Below are 17276 nucleotides of genomic sequence, written 5' to 3' on the forward strand. Positions count from 1 at the left end.
CCTGAGTTGTTCGATGTGGTTGTTTGATGCTGATTGTTTATTTAATTGGGCTAGTAATAAATAGATGGTGCCATCGTTATCTGGGTATAAAGACAGATATTCTTTGATGATTTTCTGTGAATTTTTGACTTTTCCGAGATAAAACTGGTTTCTCGCCAATTCAAATAGAAAACGTTGGTTCTTATATTTTTTCGCTCGAGCATTTAATAAAAATGTTTCAGCTCCTTGATGGTTATCACATTGAGCAAAAATGACCGCGGCACTCAGTTGAATTGCAGGATCACTAGTATGAAATTCAGCAAGAGTCTTAGCTGTTTTTTGAGCATTAATACCTTGCCTAAGCATGAGTTGTACTTCTGCTTTTCTAAGTTGTAATTGAGGCTCTGACGGGCATTGTTGCGTGGCAAGCAGAATATATTCTAGAGCTTGTTCTACGTTGTTTTTAGCAATAGAGATCTCACAAGCTAAAAAATAGCTCGCGGCGTCAGGGGAGGGTGCAAGTAAAAGTTGTTGGCTTATTGCTGATGCGTTTTCAAGCTGTCCCTGAAATAGTAAATTCAATCCTTGATTAACGAGTCGGGTGGTATTCAATTTTTTAGCCTTTTTTGTTAATTTTTCTGAACAACGAGTTCTATAGCGGCATGATGTCGCAGGGTATGGTTAAACGGCTTGATTCTGATGTGAAGGCGTTAGTCCCATGCCAAAAAAAGCTAGGAAAAATGACACATAGACCAGATACCGGACATATTTGTTTGCCTATAGCCTCTCTTTCACCTAAGTGTAAGGCGGTTTCACCAAATTTTACCCAGCCTGATTTCAGTGGGTCATCGGGTTGTATATTATCTGGTAAATCAACATAAGTGCAGCATGATAACCAACCTTCCGGATGTACATGGTTAGCATGAAAGCCCCCATCTTTAAGGCATACTGACCAACTGCCAGAGAATTTAAAATGTTTAGTATTGCGCTTGAGATAGGGGTGGTTCGAGTCTTCAGGTAATTGCTCAAGATATCGAAGGATGCGTTGTTCTAGTACCTGTTTGAAATCTTGTATTACTTGTTCTGGTTCTGCTAACAATCGCCCTACTGTTTGAGTACCACCAACCACACTTTGATCTAATGGTTGTTGCTCCGAACCATGTTTTTTCAATAAGGCTATTTTCAGTTCATACATAAAGTGACTTAGATCTCGGTAGCCTTGAGGTACATCTAATAACTGTGCGTGTATGAAGGTATCGTAATTATTTAACCATTTTTCTTTAGGGTCTTGCATCAACCGCCAGCAAATACCTTTATACGCTTGTATTTCTTGGTTAAGAGGGGCCTCTTGTTCTGCCTTTTCAACAAATTGCATTGCTAATTTATAATCTACGTTGCAAATATAGTAATTTGCTATATCAATCAAATACTTCGTGTTCTTAGGTTGTTGTTGGAGAGCTTCAAGTAATAAAGATAAAACTTCTGGAGTTTTGGATTGTTTGTTTTTTAAAACGGCCAGCGCGTGTAAAAAAGCATGATGCCGACCAATTTCACTTATTGAGCTTTCTAATACTGATTGTGCTTTTGTATCTTGTTTAGACATGATCAACATGGCGGCGTAAGAAAACAATAAATGACTGGCCTTTGGCATTTGCGTCAGAGCTAGTTGATAAGATTCAAGAAAACTCGTCTTGTCGCCATCTTCCCAGTGTAACTTATTTAAAGCTTCATGCGCTTCGACATAATCCGCTTTAAAAGATATGGCGAGTTTAAGATTTTCTTGGGCCAAAGCTTTATTGTTCAAATCATAAAAGGCACAACCAAGATTGAAATAAAGCTCAGGGTACTTTTGATTAAGTTTTTGAATATATTGGTAACATTCTATAGCTTGCTGCGGATTGTTCATCAAACGAAAAGTAATGCCCTTATTGTGTAAGGCTTGTACATCATCAGGATGAAGTCTCAGCGCATAATTATAAGCATCTATGGCATCAGCGTAGTTTTCAAGTTGTTGGTGAGCATTACCTAATACATTAAAAAGTCGATGGTCTTTACTATTGATGACAAGAGCTTGATTTAGCTTGCTAATTGCCAATTCAAATTGTTTTGTTTTGCACAACATAATTGACCAATTTAACCACGCATCCATGTTGGTTTTGTCCGACAGTATTGAACGCTCGAATAACTCTGAAGCTTGGTCAAACTTCTCTAAATTTATCAGTAAGTTGGCTAAGTTCGACATAACGGCAGGTTGATTTGGCTGATAATGTAAGGACTGATAAAAACATTTTTCAGCTTGGTTAAGCTGGCCTAATAATTTACTTGCAAGTGCTTTGATATGGTAAGCATCAGGTGAAGTAGGATTATCCGCCAATATTGCGTCACAAAGTTGTATAGCTAAAGGCGCTTTGCCATTTTGCAACGCAGATATGGCAAAGTTAATGGTGGGCTTATTAGGCAATGAGTTATCAGGCATAGGTCACTTTAATCTGTTTACAATCTTATGGGTTGGTTAGCACCTAGGTATTATGCCTTGTTAGAAACTCTATGTAATATATTTGAACAGGCTTTTTAACCTAGGCCTAATGTAAAACGCGAATAAAGCAGTCTAATTGTTGTTACGAGGTTGCAAAATGTAGATTTACCGATGGGTTTAACATTTACTTTAATTGCATTTGCCTTTACTTAATTTTAGTAAGTGCAGCTATTATTGAGTATCAAAAGCCTATCATCCAATAAATTCAGAACAAATTTGCTCAAAACTAATACAATTAAAAATCACTTCGGATTTTTTACTAAAAATCAATCCAGAATTTTAACAAAATGTTTTCTATTCAGATCATCCACACCTTGACAATTCGCGTGTATCCATGTGAACATTCGGAAGTCTTAGCCCTGAATATTGTTCGGTTAAGCCCCTTAAACAACAGAGCTTTATAGCCCCTTACTGACCAACATATGCGCTCGGTAAGGATTTAAAAAAAGAAATTGGTTGGGAATTATGTCCAAAATGAGCAAGAGAAACCTTATTGCTTCTGCCGTCGTTGGTGCTTTCGCACTCGGTAGCAGCGCCGTTGTCTCTGCAGACACGTTAAACGATCTTCATGTAGAAGAATCTAAAATTCATGTGGCTGCAGCGAACTCCCAAGAGAAAATAAATAATCTTTATGAGCAATCTCAAGAATTATTTGCTGAATATCGTCAAGTAGTAGACGAAACTGAGAACCTTAAAGTTTATAACGATTACGTTGCCACTTTAGTTGCCGATCAACAACGTGGTATTGATTCTCTACAACGTCAAATTGATAGTATTGATGGCATAAAGCGTGGCGTAGTTCCTTTGATGTTCAGAATGATTGATAGCTTAGAGAAGTTCATCGATCTAGATGTTCCAATTAGTCTGGACGAGCGTAAAGCTCGTGTAGAGCGTTTACGTGATGTTATGGGTAACTCTAACGTAACAACGTCTGAACAGTTCCGTCAGGTAATCGAAGCTTATCAAGTTGAAAATGAATATGGTCGCAACATCCGTTCATATAAAGGTTCTTTAGATTATCAAGGGACAAATATCTCGGTAGATTTCTTTAACCTTGGTAGAACAGCATTACTTGCACTTTCACTTGACCAAAAAAATGCTTGGATGTGGGATAATGATGCACGCGTTTGGCAAGTATTAGGTGACGAATATTTAAGTTCTACCGTCACTGCTGTACGTATGGCCAATAAACTTGTGCCGGCTGATCTTCTTAAGTTACCAATTAAAGCTGCGGAGTAATATTGATGAAACCTGTATTTAAATCCATATTAGCAGCTGCAACAATTGCGTTGATGGCATCTAGCGCCAACGCTGCTAATTCGTTAGAAAACTTATTAGAAGAAGTTAAGAAAAATCGTGTTTCTGAAGCTCGTATCAATAAAGATCGTGAAGCTGAATTTCAGTCTGCACGTGCTGACAAACAAGCATTATTGAAAAAAGGTCAAGATTCACTTAAAGCTGAGAAAGCTCGTGGTGATCGTTTGACTAAACAGTTTGCTGACAATGAAACTAAATTGGCTGAAAAAGAAGTTGAACTTGAACTAGCTAGCGGTACTTTAGGCGAAATGTTCGGTGTTGTACGTCAAGCTTCAGCTGAAGCTTACGGACAAATTTCAACCTCTATCGTTAGTGCTGAGTTTCCTGGCCGTGGTGAATTCTTAAAAAGCATGTCAGAAGAGTCTAAAGGCCTTCCTAACATTCAAGAATTAGAAGACTTGTGGTTTGCTCTGCAAACTGAAATGACGGAATCAGGTCAGGTTTCTCGTTTTAGAACACAAGTTATTAGCTTGGACGGTGGTTCTAAAGAACAAGAGATCGTTCGTGTTGGTACCTTTAACTTAGTGGGTGAACAAGGTTATTTGATTTATGATAGCTTAGACCAAATTGTACAGCCATTAGGTCGTCAACCAGATGGTTATCTAGTTGATTCAGCCTTAGATCTATTATCTGCTAAATCTGGTTCGATTGCTTTTTATGCTGACCCTTCAAAAGGCGGTATCCTAGGCTTGTTGAAAGAAAAAGCCACGATGATGGAACGTTATCATGCTGGTGGTGTAGTTGGTTATGTAATAACAGTGATGTTAGCGATTGGTTTGTTAATCGGCCTTTACAAAATCATTACGCTTACTCTTATCGCAGGAAAAATGCGTTCACAACTTAAGAATCCATCTAATCCATCAAGCTCTAATCCTTTAGGCAGAATATTGACTGTTTATAAAGACAATAAAGGTGTTGATGCTGAGAATTTAGAACTTAAACTTGATGAAGCTATTTTGCGTGAACTTCCAAGTATTGAAAGTGGCATTAACATTATCAAAATATTTGCAGCCATTGCACCTTTATTGGGTCTACTAGGTACGGTATTAGGTATGATTGCAACGTTCCAACAAATTACATTGTTTGGTACGGGTGACCCACGTCTAATGGCTGGTAGTATCTCAATGGCACTTGTTACAACTGCGCAAGGTATTATTGCAGCGTTACCATTGTTACTAATGCACAGCATTGTAGCAGGCCGTAGCAAGTCAATCGTTCATATTCTTGATGAGCAAACTGCAGGTATCATTGCTGCACACGCTGAGACGGAGAAAGCCTAGATGTTATACCTGATTGGACTATTGGAGTCGGTCAGGGATTTTATCGCTGCCGGTGGCGACGTGTTATACGTCGTTGCCTTAGCGCTCTTCCTCATGTGGGTATTAATGATTGAGCGTTATTGGTATTTAACTTCAGTATTTCCAAAGCTAAGAAATGAAATCATAGCTAAATGGGATGCTAGAGAAGATACCACTTCGTGGTATGCGCATAGAATCCGTGACACGTGGATTTCACAGGCGTCGGATGGGCTAAGTGCAAGAATGTTATTAATTAAAACTCTTGTAGCTATGTGTCCCCTTGTTGGTTTACTTGGAACTGTAACGGGTATGATTGGTGTATTTGAAACCATGGCAACTCAAGGTACTGGTAATCCTCGTTTAATGGCAGCAGGGATCTCTATGGCAACTATTCCGACAATGGCTGGGATGGTAGCAGCTTTATCTGGGGTGTTTTTTAGCTCGCGCTTAGAAGCGAAAGTTAAAATTGCTCGGGAAAAGCTGGTTGATAGTCTACCCCATCATTAAGGAGAAGATCTGATGAGTCGCAAAGTTCGAATCGAAGAAGAAGACGCAGCGATAGATATGACTCCTATGTTGGATATCGTATTTATCATGTTGATTTTCTTCATCGTAACTACAGTCTTCGTTAAAGAAGCTGGGATAGAAGTAAATAAGCCTGGTGCTAGTCAATCTGTCATGCCCAAAAATGCTAATATTTTCATCGCTGTTAATGAGCGTGGAGATGTTTGGATTGATAAGAATCAAGTTGATGTGGATACAGTGCGAGCCAATCTGGACCGTCTAATGGCTGAACAGCCTTCAGACGTAATTATTATTCAAGCCGATAAAAATGCTGAGTATGGGGTTGTAGTTAAAGTTATGGACCAAATTAAAGCAGCTGGTATTGATCGTATTTCTATTGCTACGGAAGGTGGTTAATATGGGACGATTAATAGTTTCTATTTTGGTTGGTGCCGCTATAGCCTTTGGTTTGTTTGTCATTATGGCTAAATTGATTGAAAATTCGTCTAGACCTGCTGAAAAAGTAGCCCCTGCGACGATAATTGATATCGTAATGGCAACACCTGATGATGCAACACAGGTACGTAAGCGGGTACCACCGCCGCCACCACCGCCACCTAAACAACCACCTAAGATTCAACCTGTTGAACCAGATGTGGCTAAAGCAAATACTGACGGATTAGGGTTTAATATGCCTTCAATCGATGTTGGTGGTGCTTCTGTTGACATCGGTGGTGTTGGTGCAATGCAACGTGATGGTGATGCTACGCCTATCGTTCGTATCGAACCTAAATATCCAGTGCAAGCAGCTCGTGATGGTAAAGAAGGTTGGGTAAGACTCTCTTTTACTATCAATGAAGTTGGCGGTGTAGAAGATATTGAAGTTATTGATGCTGAACCTAAGCGTATCTTTGACCGTGAAGCAAGACGTGCCTTGGACAAATGGAAGTACAAACCTAAAATTGAAGATGGCAAACCAATCAAACAGTTTGGTTTAACCGTTCAATTAGACTTTAAGTTGGATCAATCATGATTAAGATACATTTTAAAAAATTATGTGTGGTTTCAGCCCTGTCGGTAGCTACTTTGATACCAAGTCTGGCGTTTGCTCAGGGTGCACCTATTGTTTGTCCTGATTATAAAAAGGGTACAACCAATATCCCAAGCGAAAGAACCGGTAAAAAGGTGTCTAAAGCGCTAGACGAGTACAATCTTGATAAAGTTGATGAGGCTTTAACAATTTTGTATGAAATTGATACCTCTAACGAATTTGATCGTGCATTTACTGATCGTTTTATCGGTAATTTGTTGGCTACTCAGCCAAAAAATGCCGGTAAGGCTTTGGAGTATTTAAATAAGTCTGTCAAGGTTAAGAAATTAAACGATCTTGAACAGGCCGGTACATTGCGTCTTATTGCTGATTTAAATATGCAAGAAAAGAAGTACGCGGATGCTGTCGTTAAATACAAAGAATGGATCAATTTTACCTGTAAGGAAGACGCAGATGTTTATTTGCGTATTGCTACTGCACTTTATGAGGAACAAAAATGGGCTGAGATTATTGAACCTATCAATAAATCTATAAAGCTTGCTGATAAACCTAATAAAAATGCTTATGCACTAAAATTGACATCCTATTACAATCGTAAGATGTATAAAGAAACGGTTCAGGTTGCTGAAGATACGGTAACTATCTTTCCAGATAATAAATCTAACTGGACACAACTTGGCTACTTCTACATGTTAGTGGAAGACTATAAAAAAGCTTTATCTACTTTTGAAATAGCGCTTGACCAGGGATATTTGACTAAAGAAGCAGAAATCAAAGCATTGATGCAACTTTATTCAACTAACAATATTCCTTATAAGGCAGCAACACTTTTCGAAAAGTATATGAAGACTGGTTTAGTCAAAAAAGAAGAAAAGAACTTGTCTACTCTGGCAAGTACTTGGAATCAAGCTAAAGAACCTAAAAAAGCGGCTATTTATTACGGCCAGGCAGCAGCAATGAGTTCAGATCCTGCGCTTTATTATAAGCAAGGTGAGTCGTTGTATTTGTCTGAGCAATATAAAGATGCTCTCGTTGCCTTGCAAAAGGCGGTTGATGCTGGTGCTGAAAACTTAGGTCGTGTACATATGCTGATGATGGAAGCCAATTTCTACTCAGGCGACTTTAGAAAAGCTTATGTCCATGTTCAAGAAGCGAAAAAAGACGGCGCTACAGCCAGAAGTGCACGAAGCTGGGAACCTTATATTAAGGAAAAAGCTAAAAATCGTGGTATATCACTTTAGTTAGTTGTTTAGTGAAAAGCCCCAGTGTTGGGGCTTTTTTGTATATACATACTAGGGCGTGATAAAAATCATAGTTAGGGTAAACTGCCAACAAGTAGTCTCTTATCCCAAAATAGTGTTAAAAAATGCATAAAGTCTCCGCTAGTATAGAATCACCCTGTATTCGCAACTGTTGCCTTAATAATGAGGATGTTTGTTTAGGTTGTTTTCGAACATTGAATGAAATATTACAATGGAGTGAGTTGTCATCAGAAACAAAGCAACAAGTATTAACAAATTGTCTAACCAGAAAACACTTGAATCAGCAGTTATCATTAAGTCGACTTTAACTACAGTAATGAGTAGTAAATAGCATCTTTTCGTCCCAGTACATCTTGAATTAGCGGATCTCAGTTTATGCACATTACCCTAGCACCAATGGAAGGTGTCGTAGATAGTCTTATGCGGGATATGTTGACACGTGTTGGTGGCTACGACCTTTGTGTGACCGAATTTATCAGGATTGTCGATCAGTTATTGCCCAAAAGAGTTTTCCATCGTTATTGTCCAGAGCTCGAAAATGGTGCACTTACACCTGCTGGTACTCCAGTTAAAATCCAGTTACTTGGACAAGATCCAGATTGGTTAGCGGAAAATGCAGCGCGAGCAATAGATCTTGGCTCGTATGGCGTTGATCTAAATTTTGGTTGCCCGGCTAAGACAGTCAACAAAAGTAAAGGTGGTGCAGTGCTGTTAAAAGAGCCTGACAGCATTTTTCAAATCGTAAGTAGGGTAAGAAGCGCAGTGCCTAAAGGTCATATACTCAGCGCTAAAATGCGCTTGGGTTTTGATGATTGTTCATTGGCAATAGATAACGCTCAAGCCATCGCCGCAGCGGGAGCTGATTTGCTGGTTATTCATGCACGGACCAAAGTCGATGGCTATAAACCGCCTGCTTATTGGGATTGGATAGCTAGAATTAAACAACACGTTGATATTGATATAGTCGCTAATGGTGAAATTTGGTCTGCGTCTGATGCACTTGAATGTCAACACCAATCAAATTGTCAAAATATAATGTTAGGCAGGGGAGCTTTAGCTTTGCCCAATCTAGCGTTAGTCGCTAAAGGTTATGACTCTCCAATGGAGTGGTCTATTGTAAGGCAGTTATTAATAGCTTATTCCGGTTTTGAACTGTATTCAGATAAAGGTAAATACTTTCCAAACCGCGTTAAACAATGGTTAGGGTATCTAAGTAGGCAATATCAAGAGGCTGATATTTTGTTCAGAAAAATACGAGCCTTACAGAACGCTAAGGACATTTTAGCTTGTATCGAAGAAGGATAAATGTGCTTAATCCTTCTTGCTGTTTGTTAATGACAGTTACTTGAATATTAGCTAGGCTAAGTGAAATTGTACGGAGATACACAATGTTAGTAAAATTAAAAAAACCTCTATTGTTGCTCACTATTGGCCTTAGCGCCTTAACCTTAGTAAGTTGTGAAGAATCTACAAAAAAACCTACAGGTGAAGCGGTAAAGTTTGATCTAAACCCTTTTCCAAGTAATTACCATGTAATTGATTATCCACCCGTTTTGTTTACCAATGTTAATGTACTAGATGGTATTGGTGGATATTTTGAAAATACCTCAGTGCTTATTAGTGCAGGTAAAATTATCGGTATTGGTACCGAGATGAGTGCTAAAAGTGACACGCTCACGGTTGATGCTCGGGGCAAGTGGCTAACACCAGGTATTATCGATGTGCATAGTCATTTGGGAGTCTATCCCTCGCCAAGCGGTAATGCCCATTCTGATGGTAATGAAGCTACTGCACCTGTGACGGCACAGGTTTGGGCCGAACATTCAATCTGGCCGCAGGATCCTGGTTTTCAACGTGCCTTAGCTGGCGGAATAACTGCCATGCAGATTTTACCCGGTTCGGCTAATTTAGTTGGTGGGCGAGGTGTTACAGTAAAAAATATGCCAGGTACCACGGTGCAGGATATGAAGTTCCCTAACGCACCTTATGGGTTAAAAATGGCTTGTGGTGAAAACCCCAAACGGGTTTACGGCAGTAAAGGAGGCCCTTCAACTCGTATGGGAAATGTCGCTGGCTATCGTCAATCATGGGCTGATGCACAAGATTATCAACGTTCATGGGATAAATATTATGTCGAGTTTGAAGCAGGAAAAGATCCCAAAGTACCTAAGCGCGACTTAAAGTTAGAGACCCTAGCTTTAGCACTTAAAGGTGAAATACTAGTGCATATGCATTGTTATCGTGCTGATGACATGGGCACTATGTTGGATGTGATGAAAGAATTTAATTATAAGATCACGTCATTTCACCACGCGGTAGAATCTTACAAAATTGCTGACCGTTTAGCAGTTGATGGAGTTTGTTCGTCGATGTGGGCTGATTGGTGGGGCTTTAAATTAGAAGCCTACGATGGTATTCAAGAAAATATTCCTATGGTACATGCGGCAAAAGCTTGCGCTATCGTGCATTCAGATAGTGAACTTGGCATACAACGCTTGAACCAAGAAGCATCAAAAGCCTGGACCAATGGTAAAAACGCAGGTTTAGATATTAGTGAGGCCGATGCATGGCAATGGTTATCTTCTAACCCTGCTAAAGCGCTAGGAATTTTTGAACAGACTGGCTCCCTTGAAAATGGCAAAAATGCTGATGTCGTATTGTGGAGCGCGAATCCATTTTCAGTTTATGCTCAGGCTGAACAAGTTTACATTGATGGCGCTTTGGTATTTGATCGGAATAAACCCACGGAATGGCCAGTCAGCGATTTTGAATTAGGTCAACCTGGTGAAGGAGACAGCAAATGAAACGCATTATACATCTTGGAGTTTTATTCTTTTATAGTGCAGTAACCTTTGCTCAGGATTATGCCATTGTTGGCGCAACCGTACATACTATGGGCACACAGGGCAAAGTCGAAAATGCCACTATCTTAATCAAGGATGGAAAAATACAATTGGTGCAAAATGGTAATGTACCAGTGGCAGGCTACACCTTAATTCACGCTGAAAACAAAGTGATTACCCCCGGTTTGATTGGTGCTAAAACTCAATTAGGTTTAGTGGATGTGGGCTTTTCTGCGGGTACCAATGATAGTACTGCAGAGCAAACGGGTTTTTCTAACACAGGTGCAGCTTATGATGTTGCTTATGCGATAAATGCAGATTCTTCGCTGTTTGCAATTTCCCGCATTGCTGGTGTTACTAGTGCTGCAACCTCAATGTCAGATACTCATCAATTGTTTGCAGGGCAGGGAGCGATAATCTCTTTAAATGACAACTCACCTTTGCTTAAGCCTAAGGCCTTTATCAGTGTTCAGGTAGGCAACGCAGGGGCTGATGCGATTGGTGGCTCAAGAGCGGTATTGTGGACCAATCTCGACGCAATCATAGCTGAGGCCAAATTTGCCATTGGTAAGTCGCTGTCGCCCAGTGATGAATGGCATGGCGACATGAGTAAAGCCGATATAAAAGCGATGATCCCAGTGGTGCAGGGCAAAACCCCACTACTAATTGACGCGCGCAGAAAAGCAGATATTCAGCAGGTCATCGCATTTAAACAGCGTAACCCAAATATTAAAGTTGTTTTATTGTATGCCACTGAGGGCTGGCGTATTGCCGATGAACTGGCTGCCAATAAAATCAGCGTAATCTTAGATCCTGAATCCAATTTGCCTTATGAATTTGATCAACTGGCTGCAACCTTAAGCAATGCTGGTCGTTTAGACAAAGCAGGAGTTGACGTCGCCATTGGCATGGAAACTCATAATATCCGTCTTGCCAGGCAACATGCAGGTAATGCCGTCGCCAATGGTTTGCCTTGGGAAAAAGGATTAGCTGCTTTAACCATAAATGTAGCTAAACTTTATGAAGTAGATGCGTTAGTGGGAAGCTTAGAAGTAGGCAAACAAGCTGACTTGGTGATCTGGTCGGGTGATCCATTAGAGCTTACCGAAAGCGCCGAACAGGTATTTATCAAGGGTGAAAAAATCGTCATGGAATCAAGACAAACAAAACTACGTGATCGTTACCTCAAGCTTAACACTGGCAAACCACAGCAGTTTAGCAGGCCTTAATTTTTTAATCTCATAGCCATAAAAAATGCCGAGGGTCTTACGACGCCTCGGCATTTTTTTAATCAAACTTATTATATTTCGACGTCGACTACCGTGCCCACTCGTTGAGTAGCCGGAGGCGCACTTTGTTGTGGCTGCTCTGCTGGCTGTGAGCTTTGCTGCACTGGTTTTTCTTGCTGCGCTTGTGCTTGCACAACTTGCTGTTGAGAGCCCGTTTGCGTCGGTACAATTTGAGCAACTGAGCCTGCTCCTGCTGAACCTATCTCCATTTCGTTCTCCTTCAATGTATCTAATGAATAAACTTAGTCTAGTTGTTTATTTATTGTTCTGCTAGTGAAAATAATCGCCCCCAGTTTGTCTTGCATATCCTGCGCAATTAAAAGCTGAGCCTGAACATTAGGATGTATGCCATCTTTTTGCATTAGACTGCTGTCGGTTGCGATGTTTTCGATAAAAAATGGCAATATGCTGATGTTAAATTCTTTGGCAAGATCCCAATAACTCTGATTAAACATATCGGTATAACGTTTGCCATAATTTGTGGGTATGCGCATCGCCTGTAAGATCACAATGACGTCTTGCTGTTGCGACAATGTAATAATTTGTGCAAGGTTTTGCTGCATCTTTTTAAGAGGATGCCCTTGCAAACCATCATTACCACCCAATTCTACATAAATATGACTGGGTTGATGTTGTTCAAGTAAACGAGGTAGACGAGCTAGAGCGCCGTCAGTGGTTTCACCGCTGATAGCCCCATTGATAACAGTGATGGACTGGTTTTTCCACATATCTTGTAACAAACTAACCCAGCCCTCAGCTTGGGATATACCATAGGCAGCGCTTAAGCTGTCACCCAAAATAAGTAATTTAGTTTCTTTTGCCCAAAGTTGATCCGAAATCAATAAAATGGGTATAAGTAAAACACAGACTTTTAATTTAGATTTAAACAACTGGGTAAATTTAACTATCACTATGACTCCAATAAATATGATCAGTACAAACGGTATTAGTAAAACAGTAACTACGGGCCAAGGTCAATTACAGATCTTGAAACCAATCAGTTTTAATGTCAAAGCTGGAGAGTCGGTGGCCATAGTGGGCGCATCTGGCTCAGGTAAATCTACCCTTTTGAGTTTGCTTGCTGGTTTGGACGAAGTGAGCTCGGGTGAAATATTTATTGATGGTCAAGCCATGCACAGTATGGATGAAGAGCAACGAGCTTTGCTTCGAGGTGCTAAAGTTGGCTTTATCTTCCAGAGTTTTATGTTGGTACAAAGTTTAACCGCCCTTGAAAATATTATGCTACCCGCTGAAATTGCAGGATTTGCAGATGCCAGAGAAAAGGCCCTGCGTTTGTTGCAATTAGTTGGTTTGGATCATCGGGCAAAACACTATCCTAATCAACTGTCAGGTGGTGAACAACAGCGTGTTGCTATAGCTAGAGCCTTTATAACCCAACCCAAAATACTTTTTGCTGATGAGCCTACAGGTAACTTGGATGCCGCCAATAGTGACAAAATAGAGCAGTTATTGTTTGATTTAAATCGTGACGCCAAAACTACTTTGATTTTAGTAACCCACGATCAAAAACTGGCTGCAAAATGTTTGAGACAATTGCATATGCATGCAGGCGAGCTGAGTGAACCCCAGTCTTTGCACGTTGAGTCTGAATCGACGATTGCTAAACAACATATAGGCTAGGTCAATGAAACAGCAATATATTAATCTTGCTTGGCGTTTATTTAGGCACGAAACCAAACGTGGTGAGCTGACCATCATACTACTGGCAATAGTCTTAGCCGTTGCCTCAGTATTGTCTTTGTCATTGTTTAGTGAAAGATTGCAATCTGCACTTACCACTAAAAGCGCCGAATTTTTAGCCGCAGATCGTGTATTGGAAGCACGACAACCGGTTAATAGTGAATGGATCGTTAAGGCGCAAGAAGATGGTTTGAATACCGCTGAACAGGTCTATACCCGTTCTATGGTGTTTGCCAATGAGCAACTTATGTTGGCTGAATTGCGCGCAGCAGGGCCTGCGTATCCACTCAAAGGCCAATTAAAAATTTCTAATGTGGCTTTTGGTGAAGGCAAAGTAACAATGGATTTGCCTAAACAAGGTGAAGCTTGGCTTGAGTCCCGTTTAATGCAAAGCCTGTCACTTAAGTTAGGTGACAAGATAGAAGTAGGCGAAGCGCAATTTACAGTGACTCAGGTATTGATCGAAGTGCCTGACGCTGGTTTTAATGTGTTTGGTGGCGATCCTAAGGTACTTATATCCATTGATGATTTAGCCGCAACCAATATAACCGGGCCGGGTAGCCGTGTATCTTACAGTTATTTTTTTACTGGTGAGACTAATAAGCTAGACAGTTATTATGATTGGTTGCGACCCCAGTTAGACAGAGAACTACATGATTGGGACTCGATAGAAGATGATGATTCCCCTATTGGTCGTTCAGTTAAAAAAGCCGAACAGTATTTTTTATTAGCCAGCTTACTCGCCATCGTTCTGGCGGCGGTTTCAATCGCGGTAGCAGCACAACGTTATAGTCAACGACATTATGATCCAGTTGCCATCATGAAAACCCTCGGGGCAACTAAACGTTCTGTGCAACTAGTCTATTTGTTGCAAATTATTTTTATTACTGTGGCTGGGATTTTTATCGGCACGCTTGTAGGGTTTGTGATCCAGCAATTAGTGGTGTGGGCTTTGGCCGACAAAATAGATGTTGCGATGGATGTATGGCATTGGCGACCTTTGCTTATTGCTATCTTTACCGGAGCGGTATGTGCGCTGCTTTTTTCGCTTTATCCCTTGTTGAAACTATTTTCAGTGTCGCCACTGCGAGTATTAAGACGTGATTTGGGCGCGACTATAAGTTCCAGAGTTATACAGTTTATTGCCTCTGGTGGCGCTATTTTTATCTTGATGTGGGCTTATAGTCAGAATTTTAAAATTAGTCTGATTTTATTTAGCTCTGGGATCTTACTGGTACTTGCTTTGCTATTGGTGACCTATGGTTTGATTTGGTTAGGGCGCAAACTAGGGCAGGGTAAAATGGGCGCATGGCGTTTAGCTTGGGCACGTATCCACCGCCGAGCTTTAGATAATAGCGTGCAGTTGATTAGTTTTGCTATCACTATCATGTTGCTGCTCGTGGTACTGGTGATGCGTAATGACATGGTTAAACAATGGCAAGAGCAATTACCCCAAGGCACAGCAAATTACTTTTTGGTCAATATTACCGATAGCCAAAAGGAGCAACTGGCTACGCACTTTGCCACTAATGACATCAATATTGAGCGATTTTATCCCATGGTTCGTGGGCGTTTTGTGGCAATTAACGACGAAAAAATCCGTACAGCTATTAGCAAAGAAGATCAAACCGAGCAAAGTAGTGGCCGTGACGGTTTAGGTCGTGAAGCCAATTTAACCTGGAGTAATGAACTGCAGGATGGCAGTCGTATAACTGCTGGTCAGTGGTTTGATGATAGTGCAGTGGCCACTATTGAAGGACAAAATCCTGAGCAGCATTATTCGGTATCAGTAGAGGAGAAATTAGCCCAACGTTTGGGGATCAAGCTGGGTGATGTGCTGACCTTTAATATTGGCAGTGAAGTGGTAGAGGTTGCCGTAGGCAGTTTACGAGACGTTAATTGGCAATCAATGAAACCTAACTTTTTCTTTGTTATTGAGCCTAAAGCTTTGCAGCATTTTGTACCAACCTACCTGGCTAGTTTTTATCTGGCAACGGAACAGAAATCGAAATTAACTAAATTGATGCAGCCATTTGGTAGCGTGACGCTGATAGACGTGGATGCCCGTATTAACCAACTACGTAATATTGTTGAGCAGGTATCGATGGCTGTCGAATTCATCTTGATCTTGGTATTAACGGCGGGTTCTTTGGTATTAGTCGCGCAGGTACAAGCCAGCATGGATGAAAGGCAACAGGAGTTAGCCATACTGCGCACATTAGGCGCTAAAGGGAGTTTGATCCGTGGCAGCGTACTTTATGAGTTTATTATTATTGGTTTGACCGCAGGTTTGATGGCTACCGCTTTCAACGAACTGAGTTTGTATTTATTACAAACTCAGGTATTTGAAATGGAAGCAAAAATTCATTGGCAATATTGGTTAATTGCGCCTTTGTCTGGCGCCTTTGTTGTGTGCTGTTTAGGTGCCTTAAGCTGCTGGCGTCTATTACAACTTAATACTAACCAATTACTGCGCCAAATGGTTTAGTTAGACAACTCTATTCCCCTATCATATGGAATTGCACGGTGCTGGCAAAAGATTGCGGCCAACAAACGTGCAGTTTTAAGTATGAAGAGGTTATTATTTGCGCAGGCAATCTAAAGCTTGTGAGATGTCAGGGAAGACAAACTCATAGCCACTTTCCAACAAACGTTTGGGGACCACGCGCTGACCGTATAATACAAGATCAGCCGATTCGCCCATTGCCGCTCTGAGTAGTTTTTCAGGTATTTTAAACAGGCAAGGGCGCCTAAGTGCTTTGGCCAGTTCGTGACTGTATTGATAGTTTGTTACGGGATGTGGAGCAGTGAAGTTATAAATGCCATGGCAGTCCTTGTTGGTGATCAGATGGACTAAGCCTTTGAGCATGTCTTCTAAATGGATCCATGAAAAATATTGGTCACCACGGCCCATAACACCACCTAAACCCAGTTTAAAAGGCGTTAGCATCTTAGTCAGGGCGCCACCGCGTTTGCTTAGTACAACGCCGGTGCGAACTATACACACTCTGGTTTGCAAGGATTCCGCTTTTTTGGCTAGATATTCCCATCTTTCACACAGTTGATGGCCAAAATCATCAAAGGTATTGGTAAAACTTTCATCAATTATGTTGTCACTTTGCCGGCCATAGTAGCCAACGGCAGAGCCGCTAATTAATAGTTCGGGCGGATTTTCACTGGCCTTGATTAAGGCAACGATTTTTTCTGTAATTGACCAACGACTAGATTCAATTTCATGTTTTTGCTGAGTCGTCCACTTTTTGCCAACAATGGGCTCACCCGCGAAATTAATGACAACTTGGTAGTCATTCAAATCCTTTAAATGTTCTAAAGACGACAAAAAGTGAATTTTATGCCCAAGGATCTGTTCCGCCATAGCAACGTTGCGGGTATATACCGCTATTTCGTTAGGGCGTAGAAAAGGGATCAAATTTGAACCAATTAAACCAGTAGCACCTGTGATGAGAATTTTCATAACTTCCTTTTTAAATGTACT

Annotated in this window: 17 protein-coding genes and 1 pseudogene; 12 read left to right on the top strand and 6 right to left on the bottom strand. The window is 40.7% G+C overall.

Annotation, left to right across the window (positions count from 1 at the left end; translation table 11 throughout):
• From AX660_RS03850 to AX660_RS23670, 3 genes and pseudogenes are all read right to left on the bottom strand, one after another.
• On the bottom strand, positions 1 to 591 hold a 591-nt coding region (locus AX660_RS03850; RefSeq protein WP_201027403.1), incomplete at its 3' end, for a tetratricopeptide repeat protein.
• Positions 592 to 631: 40 nt separating this feature from the next.
• A complete protein-coding gene (locus AX660_RS03855) occupies positions 632 to 2128 on the bottom strand; it encodes a putative 2OG-Fe(II) oxygenase (RefSeq protein WP_162266404.1) in 1497 nt (498 codons plus the stop codon).
• 15 nt (positions 2129 to 2143) lie between these two features.
• Positions 2144 to 2455 (bottom strand): annotated as a pseudogene (locus AX660_RS23670) (tetratricopeptide repeat protein); the annotation flags it as partial.
• A gap of 534 nt (positions 2456 to 2989) precedes the next feature.
• On the opposite strand from AX660_RS23670, the gene AX660_RS03860 reads away from it, so the two are divergent.
• From AX660_RS03860 to AX660_RS03900, 10 genes are all read left to right on the top strand, one after another.
• Positions 2990 to 3754, top strand: a complete 765-nt coding sequence (locus tag AX660_RS03860; RefSeq protein WP_068372805.1) for a DUF3450 domain-containing protein — start codon at positions 2990 to 2992, stop codon at positions 3752 to 3754.
• Between the two features lie 5 nt (positions 3755 to 3759).
• Positions 3760 to 5112, top strand: coding sequence for a MotA/TolQ/ExbB proton channel family protein (locus tag AX660_RS03865; protein ID WP_068372807.1), 1353 nt, complete (start codon positions 3760 to 3762; stop codon positions 5110 to 5112).
• Positions 5113 to 5637: a MotA/TolQ/ExbB proton channel family protein gene (locus AX660_RS03870; RefSeq protein ID WP_068372810.1), complete on the top strand. Its 525-nt coding sequence runs from the start codon at positions 5113 to 5115 to the stop codon at positions 5635 to 5637. It begins immediately after the preceding gene.
• A gap of 12 nt (positions 5638 to 5649) precedes the next feature.
• The gene (locus AX660_RS03875; protein ID WP_068372812.1) at positions 5650 to 6051 is read left to right on the top strand and encodes an ExbD/TolR family protein; all 402 of its coding nucleotides are present in this window, start codon (positions 5650 to 5652) and stop codon (positions 6049 to 6051) included.
• Between the two features lies 1 nt (position 6052).
• Positions 6053 to 6667: an energy transducer TonB gene (locus tag AX660_RS03880; RefSeq protein WP_068372814.1), complete on the top strand. Its 615-nt coding sequence runs from the start codon at positions 6053 to 6055 to the stop codon at positions 6665 to 6667.
• Entirely contained in the window at positions 6667 to 7926 is a 1260-nt protein-coding gene (locus tag AX660_RS03885; protein ID WP_106404041.1) for a tetratricopeptide repeat protein, read from the top strand. The genes AX660_RS03880 and AX660_RS03885 overlap by 1 nt, the downstream gene beginning before the upstream one ends.
• A 125-nt stretch (positions 7927 to 8051) precedes the next feature.
• Positions 8052 to 8255 (top strand): DUF1289 domain-containing protein, encoded by a 204-nt coding sequence (locus AX660_RS22735; protein ID WP_082768727.1) that lies wholly within the window; start codon positions 8052 to 8054, stop codon positions 8253 to 8255.
• Positions 8256 to 8322: 67 nt separating this feature from the next.
• Positions 8323 to 9252 (top strand): tRNA-dihydrouridine synthase, encoded by a 930-nt coding sequence (locus AX660_RS03890; RefSeq protein ID WP_068372824.1) that lies wholly within the window; start codon positions 8323 to 8325, stop codon positions 9250 to 9252.
• Between the two features lie 83 nt (positions 9253 to 9335).
• A complete protein-coding gene (locus AX660_RS03895; RefSeq protein WP_068372827.1) occupies positions 9336 to 10751 on the top strand; it encodes an amidohydrolase in 1416 nt (471 codons plus the stop codon).
• Positions 10748 to 12019, top strand: coding sequence for an amidohydrolase family protein (locus tag AX660_RS03900; RefSeq protein WP_068372830.1), 1272 nt, complete (start codon positions 10748 to 10750; stop codon positions 12017 to 12019). The genes AX660_RS03895 and AX660_RS03900 overlap by 4 nt, the downstream gene beginning before the upstream one ends.
• A gap of 71 nt (positions 12020 to 12090) precedes the next feature.
• Here the strand turns inward: AX660_RS03900 and AX660_RS03905 are convergent, their stop codons facing one another.
• Both AX660_RS03905 and AX660_RS03910 read right to left on the bottom strand, forming a co-directional pair.
• Positions 12091 to 12288: a hypothetical protein gene (locus AX660_RS03905; protein WP_068372836.1), complete on the bottom strand. Its 198-nt coding sequence runs from the start codon at positions 12286 to 12288 to the stop codon at positions 12091 to 12093.
• 33 nt (positions 12289 to 12321) lie between these two features.
• Positions 12322 to 12990: an arylesterase gene (locus tag AX660_RS03910; RefSeq protein ID WP_068372841.1), complete on the bottom strand. Its 669-nt coding sequence runs from the start codon at positions 12988 to 12990 to the stop codon at positions 12322 to 12324.
• Between the two features lies 1 nt (position 12991).
• Here AX660_RS03910 and AX660_RS03915 point away from each other — a divergent pair, with 1 nt between their 5' ends.
• Positions 12992 to 13720, top strand: a complete 729-nt coding sequence (locus AX660_RS03915; protein WP_068372845.1) for an ABC transporter ATP-binding protein — start codon at positions 12992 to 12994, stop codon at positions 13718 to 13720.
• A 4-nt stretch (positions 13721 to 13724) separates the two neighbouring features.
• Positions 13725 to 16268 (top strand): ABC transporter permease, encoded by a 2544-nt coding sequence (locus tag AX660_RS03920; RefSeq protein WP_068372847.1) that lies wholly within the window; start codon positions 13725 to 13727, stop codon positions 16266 to 16268.
• Positions 16269 to 16361: 93 nt separating this feature from the next.
• Here the strand turns inward: AX660_RS03920 and AX660_RS03925 are convergent, their stop codons facing one another.
• Positions 16362 to 17255: a TIGR01777 family oxidoreductase gene (locus AX660_RS03925; RefSeq protein WP_068372851.1), complete on the bottom strand. Its 894-nt coding sequence runs from the start codon at positions 17253 to 17255 to the stop codon at positions 16362 to 16364.
• Between the last annotated feature and the right edge of the window lie 21 nt (positions 17256 to 17276).

The organism is Paraglaciecola hydrolytica (assembly GCF_001565895.1).
Lineage (GTDB): Bacteria > Pseudomonadota > Gammaproteobacteria > Enterobacterales > Alteromonadaceae > Paraglaciecola > Paraglaciecola hydrolytica.